A 12,222-nucleotide genomic window follows, 5' to 3' on the forward strand; every position below is an offset into this window, starting at 1 on the left:
CCGGTCGGCGAAACCACCCGAGAGTACCGTAGGTCCCCATTGTCACAACGGTGAGCGTGGTCGCGGGAAAGTCCCAATCGACGCTCAGAGATTGCGGCATGTACCCCACTCGCGAACGCGCCACGCGGAGGCTTTGCCCGAAAAACTCGGCCGTGCCCGTGAGGGGTGGAACGAGGCCAAGCATGGCTTTGAGAAGTGTGGACTTTCCGGCGCCGTTCGGTCCGACGATTGCCATGCAGGCGCCGCGTGCCACTTCGAGCGTGACACCTTTGAGGACGATATTTTCGCGGTAGGCGACTGTCATGTCGGTGACGCGACACGCGGGCGCGGCGACACTCTTAGCAGGGGGTTGCGCCGTCACTTCCCAAGCGCCTCCGCGACAGCGTCAACGTTGTGGGTGAAAGCTCCCAGGTATGTGTCGACCCCGGGTTCCGCTCCGAGGGAGTCCGCGTAGAGCTCGGCTTTTGAGACTTCGACGTCCCAGCCTTTCGCATGGACGGCTTCTTGGAGGCTCTTGATCGCTTGCGGATTTGCTTGGTTGTCGAGGAAGATCGTGGGAACTTTTTTCGAGGCGATAAGGGTTGCGAGTTCATCGATTTCCTTGGCGCTTCGTTTCGCTTCGGTCGAGACAAAATCGGTCGCGTGCACTTCGAGGTTGAATCGTTTGCCGAAGTAGTTGAAAGCGTCGTGGCCCGTCACGAGGATGCGCGGTTCATTCACTGTTGCGAGTTTCGAGTCAGCCTCTTTGACTGCTGCTCGTATTTTTTCCTTGTACTTCTCGGCGTTCGCGCGATAGGTTTTTTCGTTTTTGGGGTCGGCCTCGGCGATCTTGTCGGCAACCGAGTCAACGGCGATGAGCCATGCTTCAGGGCTGTTCCAGATGTGAGGGTCATGGAGCGGGCGCCCTTTGTCGTCCTTTTCTGGCCACGGCAGGAGAAGCTTCTCAGGGACCTTCGAGCCGACGGCGAGTTGACGATCGCCGAAGCTTTCGAGCTGAGAGGTCATGTGGGCCTCGAGATTCAAGCCGTTCCAGAAAACGAGGTCGGCGCTTCGCATCTTTTCGATGTCTTGGGTGGAGGGCTGGTAGGTGTGGGGATCCCCTCCGGGACCCACCATCGTCGTGATCTCGGCGTCTGGGGCGATGTTCGCGACGGCATCGGCGAGGTAGCCCGTCGTCGCATATACCGAGAGCTTCGCCCCGTCGGCGTGGCGGGAGGATGGGTCTGAACAGCCTGTGAGGGCGAGCGCCACGGTGGCGAAGGCGACCATGGCAGCGCGTGCTGACTTTCGAAGGCTCATGTTGTTCCTTTTGCGCTTGTGTGGAGGCGTGTCGATCGGGCATGCCGCTGTGCAAGTCCGGCGTTGGCGCGCCTCTCGCGCCTTGTGACGCGAGGAAACCAGGATGCCCTAACAAAGAAGTTAGGGCAACCTAAAACCGTGAGTGTTGTGTGTCACGAGAGCGCGGTCGAGCAAGGAAGATGCATCGTTGTGCTCCCTCGCGCCTCGACTTCTCTCGATCAGTAGAGTGCCCTCGAGTGCGACGTATGGAGTACCGAAGACGTCCGCTTCGTGTTCGACGCTGACATAGTTCCCCAGGGGGAGCTTCGTGGGGTAATCCGTTTACAGGAGGCGGAGCTTGAGGATTGGGCGCCTATCGGCCGGGGATGCGGTGATCCTCTCACCGTGGAGTGTCGAGCGGGTGCCGAATCGCCGAAGAATCACCTTTCGGTTTCGTTGCCTGAGAGCTTCCTTGCGATCTGGTCAAACGGGGTGAAATCCCCGGCGGGGGAGTGAAGCACCTCGGGGTTTGCGGTTCCGACGGTTGCCTGGCCACCGTCCGAATCTCGCTTCACGGAATCGTCCCGGGCGCCGTTTTTGCCGGTGCTTCCCGGGGCGGGCCTTCCCGCATTTGCAGTGGATGCTTTCCGCGCCCCGACAAGGGCGAGCGCCTCCTCGGCGATGCGTGCCGCTCGCACGCTGATCGAGCCTGCCCCGCCGGGCGAGGCGAAATCCTCCGAGGCGGCAAACACCGAGGTGGGCACGGGGATTGCCCGCAGGTAGGAGAAGAGCGGCCGCATCGCCATGTCGATCACGAGGGAGTGGCGCGCGGTCCCGCCCGTCGCGCCGAGAATCACGGGCGTGTTTGCGATCGCTTCCGCATCGAGTAGGTCGAAGAATGCCTTGAAAAGACCTGAATACGACGCGTTAAAGGTGGGCGTCACGGCGATCAAGAGGTCAGCGTCCTGAACGGCCTCGAGGGCGCTCTCGACCGTTTCCGACGCGAATCCTGTCACTGTTGCTTCCGTCACCGCGGTCGCGATTTCGCGCACGTTGACGCGCGTCAGCGAGGGTTCGAGACCTGCGGCGCGTGCTTCGTTGACGAGTGCCTCTTCGAGAGTGGTCGCGAGCCGCGCGGTCGTCGAGGGCACGCCAAGGCCCGCCTGAACCGTGGCGATGCGAAGGGGAGTGTGCTCGATGCTCATGCGTCTTTAACGATTCCCGCTCACCGCTCATTCCGCGGCATTGAGCCGGTCACGTTCCCCTCGGGCCTTGGCCGTGGGGCGAGTCCAATTCTCACCCGTCTCGAATCGGTACTCATCGCTCCACTCGCCTCGTTCGGCTCGCGCTTTCGCGATCAGGCTTTCGTGTGTGGGGGCGTCCGGCCGTCATGGGCGAAGGAGTTCCGACGGTGGCCCGGCAACCGTCGGACTCCACATCGAATGCTGATGCCGCCGGGCCCGGCTTCGCGGTCACCCAGCCCAGCATTTAGCCCTGCGCGCTCTTTGCGGCCTGCGCACGTGCCGCATCATGTGCGAGCGCAAAGGCATCGGTGTCGCGCATGAAATCTCGTGCCCACTCCGCACGTCTCGTGGCCGCACGTCGGTACTGGCTGCGCTGAATCTTGTCCCCGGAAGTAGCAAACCCCTGCACGTTCTCGAGCCTCTCAAAGTGCTCCATGACCTTCGCAAAAGCATCGTCGGGGGAGGCGAGAGCGTGCGTGACGCACTCGCCGTTCTCAATTTCGTCGTACTGCCAGCGCCCCTGAGCGTTCCGCAGGGCCCACGCGGGTGCCCGGTCGCCAATCTCCCTTCGCAGGTACGCATCGGGTTCCTCGCTCACGGTGATGTCGATACGCGCATACCGATCGCGCACGGCGGGCGAGCAGCGGAAGAGACGACGAATGTCCCGCGCGTCGAAACCGGAAAAGTAGGGAACCTGCCCTGCAAGGGAACCGTCGGACTGAATCAGGTGATTGAAGAGGTAACTCGCGCTCCCGCTGTACAGGCGATCGCTTCCGGAGGATAACGGAGAGAGGTATTCCTCGACGTAGCAGATGCACGAAAGGATGGAGGCCATGTCGGTGGCGATTGCTCGGTCGAACTCCTCCGCGCTTGCGGGGCGAAACTCCCACGTCGCGCTTTCGTACTCCCTGTAGACCAGGTCGCGGAAGGCGTCAACGGCCTCGTCGATTTCGCCCGTCACGCGTGGATCTCGCTCGCCGGTACCGTTCGTGGAAAACCGATGCCGCACGTGCTTATCCGCGCAGTCGGGGAAGACGAGCTTCCACGTACCGCTTCCATCGCTCCTCACGTTACGAAAGATCCCATACGAAACCGGTAAGACCCGGCTCGTCGCCGTCTTCACCATGTTTACCCCCTTAATTTCGCCAGGCTCGCTCCCCTCAAATTTCTCGTCGAGGTCATCTTTGAGGGACCGAAGGAAGCGATCGGGGGCCCCGCTCCTCGGCCGCACACGCCTCAGCTCACGAATGTGGAAACCCGAAATGTGGTCGATGACACTCTCGGAGCGCAACTCATCGAGATAGAGGCTTGCAGCAATCTTCGTGGGGAAGTGGTGTTCGGGCGGCTCCTGCGAGCACGCCTCTGCGCTCTGTGCGGCGCACTGTTCAATCTTGTCGAGCGGGGTGATGTGCCACATGCGGGATTCCAAGTGCCGGTCGTCGTTTCGTCGTGATCGAAAGGGGCGCGCACCGAGTTTACGTACCGGTTCTGGTGGAACTGCGAGAGCCGCAGCGCGAAAAACGGGCACCGGCCCAACCGTGAAGGCTGAGACGGTGCCCGCTCAATCCGCGGAGGATAGGGGATTTGAACCCCTGAGGGCGTGAACCCAACACGCGTTCCAGGCGTGCGCCATAGGCCGCTAGGCGAATCCTCCAGTTCGCTGCCGCGTGCGGGGCATGCCCGCCACAAAAGGCAACGCGTTTCAGTGTACCCAAAAAGCCCTGCGCGGTGCATGTGGGGCCCGAAAACAAGCACGGTCGACGGGGCGAAGGTCACATGGCCTAGTCGTCCTCGGCGGAGAGATCGGGGTGGCGCACGAGGTTGACGATAGCGGCGCCGAGCCCGCCCCAGAGCATGAGCATCGCGACGATGAGCAGAGTAATCGCAGAAGCGTTCATCGTTTCCCTCCCTTCGAGAAGAGACGCGTGAGGAGGCCGGCGCGTGCGAGGTCATCCTCGGCGCGCAGCTCTTGCGGGAACTGAGTGCTGGAGGTTGGAACCTCGAGGGGCTTGCCGCGCACGATGCCCTGGGCAATTGGGTCACCGTCGGAATCGAGCTTGCCGGCGTTGGAACTCTTCGGCCAAGGAAGCGCGCTCATAAAGATCGCGGCGGCCACGAGAGCGGCAGCCATGCCCCACCCGAACGTATTGACGAACCACGAGGGCATACCGCCGTAGCCTTTCGCGAGAATCTCGCGAGCATCGAGCACGAGAGTCACGGCAAGAACCGCGGGAATGATGAGCGACACCATCACGTGCCAGAAGTCGCCGACCTTGAACGAGCCGTACATGTTGAGGTGGTCGCGCAGGGCGGGAATGGCCCTCACAACGTACGCGAGGATGAGCGTGCCCGCGAGAGCCGCGATCACGATGCCGAACGAGTTCACGAACTTATCGGACACATCGAGCAAGTTGAGGCCCGTCGTCGTCGAGAATGCGAGAGTCGAAAGAATGGCCATGGGGATGCCAACGGCGAGGGTGCACTTGGCGCGGTTCAAACCGAGCTTGTCCTGCACAGCTGCGATGATGACCTCGAGAATTGAGATGAGCGAGGTGAATCCCGCGAGCAGGAGCGAGCCGAAGAACAGCACGCCGATGAGACCGCCGAGCGGCGCCTCGTTGATGATGGCGGGAAACGCGATAAATGCGAGGCCGATGCCGTCCGTGGCGACGTCGGAAACCTGCTGCCCAGTCGAGGCCGCCATGAAGCCGAGCGCAGCGAAGACACCGATGCCCGCGAGAAGCTCAAAACCCGAATTGGAAAAGGCGACGACCAGACCGGAGCCAGTGAGATCCGACTTCTTCTTGAGGTATGACGCGTAGGTAAGCATGATGCCGAACGCGACCGAAAGCGAATAAAAGATCTGCCCGTAGGCAGCGATCCACACCGATCCAATCGTAAGCGCGCCCCAGTCAGGGGTAAAGAGCGCGTTCAGGCCGAGGGCCGCGTTCGGAAGCGTCACCGCGCGCACCACGAGAATGAGGAACATCACGATAAGAAGCGGAATGAAGATCGAGCTCGAGCGAGCGATGCCGCCCTGAACGCCGAGCGCGAGTACCCCCACGCTCAACACCCACACGATGATCATCGCGATAAGGATCTTCGGTACGAAGTCGAAGCCAATGCCGGTGGTTTCCGCGGGCACCGACGCGGTGAAGGTGCCAAAGAATGCCGCGGGATCGTTGCCCCACGCCTTTGTAAAGCTAAAGATGAAGTACCAGGCTGACCACGCGAGAATCGCCGCGTAATAGGCAGCGATGACGACGCAGATCATGACCTGCCACCAGCCAATCGCCTCGGCCTTGCGGTTCATGCGGCGCCACGCAAGCGGGGCCGAGCTGCGCCAACGGTGCCCGATCGCGTAGTCGACGAACAGGAGTGGAACACCCGCGGTGAGGAGCGCAACCAAGTAAGGAATCATGAACGCGCCGCCGCCGTTTTCGTAGGCGGTGTAGGGGAAGCGCCAAATATTTCCGAGGCCCACCGCCGAGCCGATCGCCGCAAAAATGAACGCTGAGCGGCCAGAGAACGCGCCGCGGTTGGCGCGCTGTTGCTCGGGGGCGGCGTGAATGGTCGAGGTGGCACCCGCCGGTCGATCCGTATCGGGGGCCGACGGCTCCACGCCCAAATGGTGGGAGTGTTCGGTCATTGTGCTCTTTCTTCGAAAGTTCGGGAATGCTGCGAAAAGTAACCTCCACAGTGTGGGAAACCGAAGCTGGATTGTCCACTTTCGTTCGCCATGTGGGCACGCGGTGTCGCAAGATGCAGCTAGGTCACAGTGAGAGCAGTGCGCTGTGCGAAACGGGGCACGAAGCTGTATCGTGGTGGGCGACTCCCCGCGTGGTGTCATCCATCGGAATCCCCCAGGGCTTGACGGCAGCAAGGGTACGAAGGCTCTGGCAGGTGCGCGGGGAGTCGTTTTATGGCCTCTGAACGGGGCGGTGTTCGATCCTTCTCGCCGTCCCGCCGGGGAGTAGTGCCGAAACTCTTCTCGGCATCTATCTCAGTCGCACGGTGGGGTTTGAGAATCGCGGTATTCGTAATTGAGGCTTGGCCGGCGCGGTCTTCTCGGTCGAACTTTGATGAGGGGCGCCCTAGTCGAGCGTGTCATCTTCCGGCAGCAAGAATTCCTGGCCCACGACGCCTTCGAGGAGAGAGGAGTCGATCGTTTCTCCCTCGCGGATCACGCTGATGGAACCATTGGGCTCCATGATTGCGCACTGCACTTGCGCAGGGCCGGCCACCCCCGAGCGGCGAAACGCGAATGCGAGATCCTGATCCGTGACGCGCGCCCGGCGCGCATAGTGGTCAATCTTTTTTCCGTGCGCGAACACGACGACGGGCCGTTTGTTGAGACCGAGCGCGGGATACTTTGTCGACTTCGAAAGAGCCGAGTTCAGTGCGCCGAAACACACCTCCATGAGCACGAGAGTGACGAGCCCGATGACACCCGCCGCAAGCGTGGGTGGGTGCCCGATCACGACACGGCCAGCTACCGCGCCGAGCATGATGATCACGGCGGCGTCGAAGCTCGTCGATCCCGTGAGGATGCGCGGACCAAAAATGTGGATGAGCAGGTAGAAAACCAGGTAGATCACGATGGCGGAGAGGACCACAATGGGGATGCGCCACCACTCGATGCCGATTGCCCCTACCAGCGCTTGGGTCCACTCCTCAGTCGTCATGTTTCAAGCCTAGGCCACTCGCTCCGCGGGTCTTCCTCCAGCAGCCCCAGCTGCTGTTTCTCCCGCAGTCTCTCTTCTTCCCCAGCAGCTGTTCTCCCTGCTGCTGTTTCCTCCGCCTGGCCCCGCCTCCCTTCCCTGCGGCGCACTTTATGAAGATTTGGCGGCGTTGCGGGGGTGCCGCCCCTCCTACACCGTCGTTTCTTCATTCTTTGTGTCGGGCTCTCCCCAGCTGTCCCTTCCCTCGGCCCCGCCTCCCTTCCCTGCGGCGCACTTTATGAAGATTTGGCGGCGTTGCGGGGGTGCTACCCCCTTCTACACCGTCGTTTCTTCATGAAGTGGAGCGGGGATTTGAGTGGGAGATCGACTCGGCGAGCGGCTGGGCCAGGCACGGCGAGGGCCCCGCACCTCGACTCGTGCTCCACAAGGTGCAACGGTCACCAATGGCAGAGACTCTGGCAGATCTAGAGCCCTTCTCCATCAATCCTTGGAGCATGAGAATTGATTTTCTCGACGGGATTGTGAGTGCGGCGCAGCTTATGGATGCGGGCTGGAGTCGCCGCTCGATCAACAGCGCCCTGTCGAACGGCAACCTGGTGCGGGTCGCGTATGGCAGCTACTGCTTCGCGCCTCTTTCGACAGAAGACCTCGCGATACGCGCGGTCAAGCTCGGCTGCTGGGTCACGTGCTTTTCGGCACTCGAGAGGCACGGCCTCTGGGTTCCGCGGATTCCAGGACCGCCGCATTTGTGCACGACCTACAACCGGCTATCCAGTGGCAAAGCTCGATCGAAGAGCGTGGGATCTCACCGGCGATGGACCCGCAACCCGTCGAAAGCACCAGTGCTCGACATCGTCGATTCGCTCACCGAGGCAATTCATTGCGGAACATCAGAGCAAGCGTTCATCGTGCTCGAATCTGCCCTTCGTTTGGGGAAAGTGACACCGACAGAGGTCGACCGCATTGTAGGAAAGTGCTTTGCATATCAGGCCAAATCGCTAGGAAGCCCTGGTCGTTTTTCCGAATCAGGAACGGAGTCCGCATTTGCTTTCCGCATGAACCGCCTCGGCATCCGGTTCCGGCAGCAGGTGAATATCGCCGGAATTGGACGCGTTGACTTCCTGATCGGCGACTCTCTCGTTGTGGAGCTTGACTCGTTCGAGCACCATCAGGCCAGCCGTCGAGGTTTCAATCGAGATCGTGAGCGCGATGCAGACCTTCATCTGCGTGGCTACAGGGTGATCAGGCTGACCTATGACCAGGTGTTCTATAAGTGGGAAGAGTGCGAGCGCAGAGTGGTGGAAGCCATCAGGCAAGGTTTTCATCGCAAGCGAGTGCGGTGAACAAGGTCAGTGCGGTGTGGGTACTGGCCTTGCACACTCGCGACGTTGGGCAAGTCGCCTTCAGTGCTAGCTCTAGTTTTGGGTGCGTACCTCATTATGAAAATTTCGTAGGATCGAGTCTCTGTCGGCGCGGCAGGCTGGTGTTTTCTTCATGGTTTGGAACGCAAAAGGCAGGAACTGGGCGTGGGGTGGCGCGGAACGGGCAGCAGGGCCGCGCGGGCAAGGCGCCAGGCGGGGAGTCAAGCGGAGTGGGCAGCGGAGCTAGGCGGGCAAGGCGCCAGGCGGGGAGTCAAGCGGAATGGGCAGCAGGTGTGGCCACGCGGACAAGGCTCCGGGCTCGTAGCTACACGGGCAAGGCTCCAGTCCAAGTGGGCACGCGGACCAGGAAGCAAGGCCAGAACCCAAACCAAACCAGTACACACACCCACCCTCCACCATCCTCGCCTCTACTAGGCTGGTGCCGTGGCTACAGCTCTCTACCGTCGTTATCGCCCCGAGTCCTTTGCCGAAGTGATCGGCCAGGATCACGTCACTGAGCCGATTCGGCGCGCCTTGAAGTCGGGCCGCATCGGTCACGCTTATCTCTTCTCGGGCCCTCGCGGCTGCGGCAAGACCACCTCGGCGCGCATTCTCGCGCGGTGTCTTAATTGCGCCGAAGGCCCCACGGATACGCCTTGTGGGACGTGCGATTCGTGCCGCGATCTCGCGCGTGATGGCGCGGGCAGCCTCGATGTCGTTGAGATCGACGCGGCGAGCCACGGCGGCGTCGACGATGCTCGTGACCTGCGTGAACGCGCCGCATTCGCTCCCGTGAGGGATCGCTTCAAGGTTTTCATCATCGATGAGGCCCACATGGTGACCTCAGCTGGCTTCAATGCGTTGCTTAAGCTCGTCGAAGAGCCGCCCGAGCACGTGAAGTTCGTGTTTGCCACGACCGAGCCCGACAAGGTCATTGGCACGATCCGCTCGCGCACCCATCACTATCCGTTCCGGCTCATCCCGCCGCAGGTGCTCCTTCCCTATCTCGAAGAAATCTGTGTCCACGAGGGCGTTTCCGTCGAGGATGGCGTTCTTTCACTCGCCGTGCGTGCTGGTGGCGGCTCTGCCCGCGATACGTTGAGCGTCCTCGATCAGCTGATTGCCGGTTCTGATGAGCGCGGTGTTGAGCTTGATATCGCGACGAACCTTCTCGGGTTCACCGATGTTGAGCTGCTCAATCGCGCGGTTGAGGCGATCGCCGAGCACGATGCCGCGACCCTGTTCGGCGTTCTCGATGAGGTGATCGGCTCGGGCCATGAGCCGCGCCGCTTCGTCGAGGATCTGCTTGAGCGCTTCCGCGATCTCATCGTTCTTGTCGCCGCTCCCGAGCGTGCTCGGGATCTTCTTCCCGATGTCCCCGTCGACCAAATTGATCGCTTGAGCACCCAGGCCGAGCGCTTCCAACCGCGTACTCTCACGGACTCGGCGCAAATCGTGAGTGAGGCCCTCAACTCCATGGTTGGGGCCACATCGCCGCGCCTGCACCTTGAATTGCTCGCCGCGCGCCTCATCCTCGGCCCTTCGACCGGGTCCGGCGTTGCGGCTGGCGGTGCGCAAGCGAGCGTGGGTGGTCCCGGTGGTTCGGCACGCGGTGGGGCGTCGGGTGGGGCTTCTCAGTCCGACGCTTCCCGGCAAACCTTGTCGCCACGTCAGCGTGCCGTGCAGGTTGCGCGCGAACAAGCGGCAGCAGCCGCGGGGCGTGATAGCGATGTGACTTCGCGATCGCCGCGGGCCGAGCAGCCGTCGACGCGTGTGGAACCAGAATCGACGCAGGCCAAGCATCCATTGGCGATGGCCGAAGCGCAACCGGCGAACGAAGAGCCTCGAGAGTCGCAGGCAAACGAGCCGCAATCGGGGCATGCGCCGGCTCGCGACACTGAACCGTCGTGGGGCGCTCAGCAGTCGGAACCGCAGCGCGCACAGTCGCCGCAGGTGCAGTCCTTGCAACCGGAACAGCGCGAGGCGCAGCCTCAGCGCCCGACGTCGGGCAGCAGCGACGATTCGTGGGGCGACCTCGTATCGAGGCAACCGTCGGACTCCTCGAATTTGAACCCCGCCACCGAGCAGCCTGCGGCTTCCGCGAAGAGCGAGCCCGCCCCGCAAGCCGCACTCGCGAATCCGGGGGCGAGCGTGAGCGATGTGGAGGGGCACTGGTCGGCGCTCATGGATACGCTGCAGACGCTCAAGCGTGCGTCGTGGGCGCTGATTGCGCAGAATGCGGGCATTCAGTCGTTTGATGGTTCGACCCTCGTGCTGAGTTTCCGCAGCCAGGGGCTTGTGAATGCGTTTTATCGCGGCCAGCACGCGCCCAATATGGCCGAAGCTGTGCGTCGCATCATGCGTATCGACGTGACAGTTGAAGCAGTCTCCGGCGATGCGCCGTCGAGCGTTGGGCAAGGCGCGAATGGCGGTGGGCCAAAAGGTGGATCGCCGAGCGGAGACGGACCGAATGGCGCTCCTTCGAGCAGCGGCCCATCGCGCCAAGAAGGCCCCGTGGCTGGAGAGCGGTGGGGCGATGCGATTGATTCGGCGGGCCCGAGCAGGGAAAAATCGGCGGATCAGGGTGCAGGGCATCCGTCGGAATCGAGGGATAAGCGCGGACCGGATGCTGATGGCAATCGCGGGGGGCGCGGTGCACCTGACGACGTGCCACCTCTTGTCGATGAAGAGCCGCCCTTCGACGATGACGCGCCGCCTGAGGATTGGGCGCCCGCGCCGCACAGCGCGGAAGGCAGGCGACAGCAAGCGCGAGCTGCGGCTGAGAACGAACACGGCGCAGACCCTCAGGGGCACCGAACTGCGCCGAAGGCTGATCGTTCAGAATCCGCTGCACCGGAAACCGTGGCGGCTGAAGATACGCGCGACAATTCGGAGACTCCGCGAGGCGTGACGGAGCCCGTGCGCATTCCGGCGCAGCCGGGCGAGGGGGAGCCTCGCACGCATGGTCAGCACGCGCTCGAACGGGCGATGCGGCGAGCCTTTGGCGGCGGATTTGAGCCAGCAGCGACTCTCGTAGAAGAGCCCGATGCCAACGTGCCCGCGGGGCACGAGAAGGATCCGGCTATCGAGGAAGCCCAGGCGGAGGTTGAAGCGGAGCACAGCGATGCGTGGTCGGGCTCGACGCACACCGATCCGACGGATGCCGACGGTTGGGGGCTTGGAGCCGGATCTGGAGAGAGGCCCGAACCTGCGTCAGAGCAGGATCTCACGCGCGGCCCAGGGCAAGAGGCGGCGGCGCCGCGCCTCACGGGTGCCGCTCTCGCGCGTCAAGCGCTCCACGAGGCACAGGCGAAGCGACCCGCCGGAAAGGGGTCTGGCGGTTATGCTCCGAGTTCGAGTGCGTCGCCTGCTCAGGAAACAGATGCACCAGCCGAACCCAAGGGGTACGACGACCCCTTCCAAGGTGCCTCGCTTGATGATGAGGACGCCTCGTCGATGAGTACGCAGCGTCGCCCCGGGCGCGACATCGTTGAGGAGTTTCTTGGCGGCGAGGTGCTCGAGGTGATCGACGAGCAGCCCTGAGCCTTTGTTCCGGTTTATGAAGAAAATGTGGTGCTGAGGGTCGGTGAGTCCCGGGTGGTGGCAGTTTTTTGATGAAGTGGAGCAGCGGAGCGGGGGACTGTGTCGGCTGAGGGC

9 protein-coding genes, 1 tRNA gene and 1 other RNA gene are annotated in these 12,222 nt (G+C 62.6%); 3 read left to right on the forward strand and 8 right to left on the reverse strand.

All coding sequences use genetic code 11. The annotated features are described in order from the left end of the window. The 7 genes from M3B90_RS06310 to M3B90_RS06340 form a co-directional block, all read right to left on the reverse strand. Window positions 1-304, reverse strand: a 304-nt coding sequence (locus M3B90_RS06310; protein ID WP_259889169.1) for a metal ABC transporter ATP-binding protein, incomplete at its 3' end; no start/stop codon positions are given. 53 nt (window positions 305-357) lie between these two features. Further along, window positions 358-1,299, reverse strand: a complete 942-nt coding sequence (locus M3B90_RS06315) for a metal ABC transporter substrate-binding protein (RefSeq protein ID WP_259889170.1) — start codon at window positions 1,297-1,299, stop codon at window positions 358-360. Window positions 1,300-1,718: 419 nt separating this feature from the next. Further along, entirely contained in the window at window positions 1,719-2,483 is a 765-nt protein-coding gene (locus M3B90_RS06320) for a CE1759 family FMN reductase (protein ID WP_259889171.1), read from the reverse strand. Window positions 2,484-2,766: 283 nt separating this feature from the next. After that, window positions 2,767-3,939 (reverse strand): hypothetical protein, encoded by a 1,173-nt coding sequence (locus M3B90_RS06325; RefSeq protein WP_259889172.1) that lies wholly within the window; start codon window positions 3,937-3,939, stop codon window positions 2,767-2,769. 152 nt (window positions 3,940-4,091) lie between these two features. Next, window positions 4,092-4,176: transfer RNA gene (locus tag M3B90_RS06330), tRNA-Ser, on the reverse strand. Between the two features lie 127 nt (window positions 4,177-4,303). Next, window positions 4,304-4,420: a methionine/alanine import family NSS transporter small subunit gene (locus M3B90_RS06335; protein ID WP_259889173.1), complete on the reverse strand. Its 117-nt coding sequence runs from the start codon at window positions 4,418-4,420 to the stop codon at window positions 4,304-4,306. Beyond that, entirely contained in the window at window positions 4,417-6,171 is a 1,755-nt protein-coding gene (locus tag M3B90_RS06340) for a sodium-dependent transporter (RefSeq protein WP_259889174.1), read from the reverse strand. Before M3B90_RS06340 ends, M3B90_RS06335 begins: the two co-directional genes overlap by 4 nt. Window positions 6,172-6,349: 178 nt before the next feature. Here M3B90_RS06340 and ffs point away from each other — a divergent pair. After that, window positions 6,350-6,445, forward strand: an RNA gene (gene ffs, locus M3B90_RS06345) — signal recognition particle sRNA small type. 171 nt (window positions 6,446-6,616) lie between these two features. Here the strand turns inward: ffs and M3B90_RS06350 are convergent. Continuing rightward, a complete protein-coding gene (locus M3B90_RS06350; protein WP_259889175.1) occupies window positions 6,617-7,207 on the reverse strand; it encodes a DUF421 domain-containing protein in 591 nt (196 codons plus the stop codon). Window positions 7,208-7,647: 440 nt separating this feature from the next. Between M3B90_RS06350 and M3B90_RS06355 the strand changes: the two genes are divergently transcribed. Both M3B90_RS06355 and M3B90_RS06360 read left to right on the forward strand, forming a co-directional pair. After that, the gene (locus M3B90_RS06355) at window positions 7,648-8,547 is read left to right on the forward strand and encodes a DUF559 domain-containing protein (RefSeq protein ID WP_259889176.1); all 900 of its coding nucleotides are present in this window, start codon (window positions 7,648-7,650) and stop codon (window positions 8,545-8,547) included. A gap of 462 nt (window positions 8,548-9,009) precedes the next feature. After that, the gene (locus M3B90_RS06360; RefSeq protein WP_259889177.1) at window positions 9,010-12,108 is read left to right on the forward strand and encodes a DNA polymerase III subunit gamma and tau; all 3,099 of its coding nucleotides are present in this window, start codon (window positions 9,010-9,012) and stop codon (window positions 12,106-12,108) included. Window positions 12,109-12,222 lie beyond the last annotated feature (114 nt).

Origin of the sequence: Dermabacter sp. p3-SID358, assembly GCF_025147465.1 — a bacterium.
Classification (GTDB): domain Bacteria; phylum Actinomycetota; class Actinomycetes; order Actinomycetales; family Dermabacteraceae; genus Dermabacter.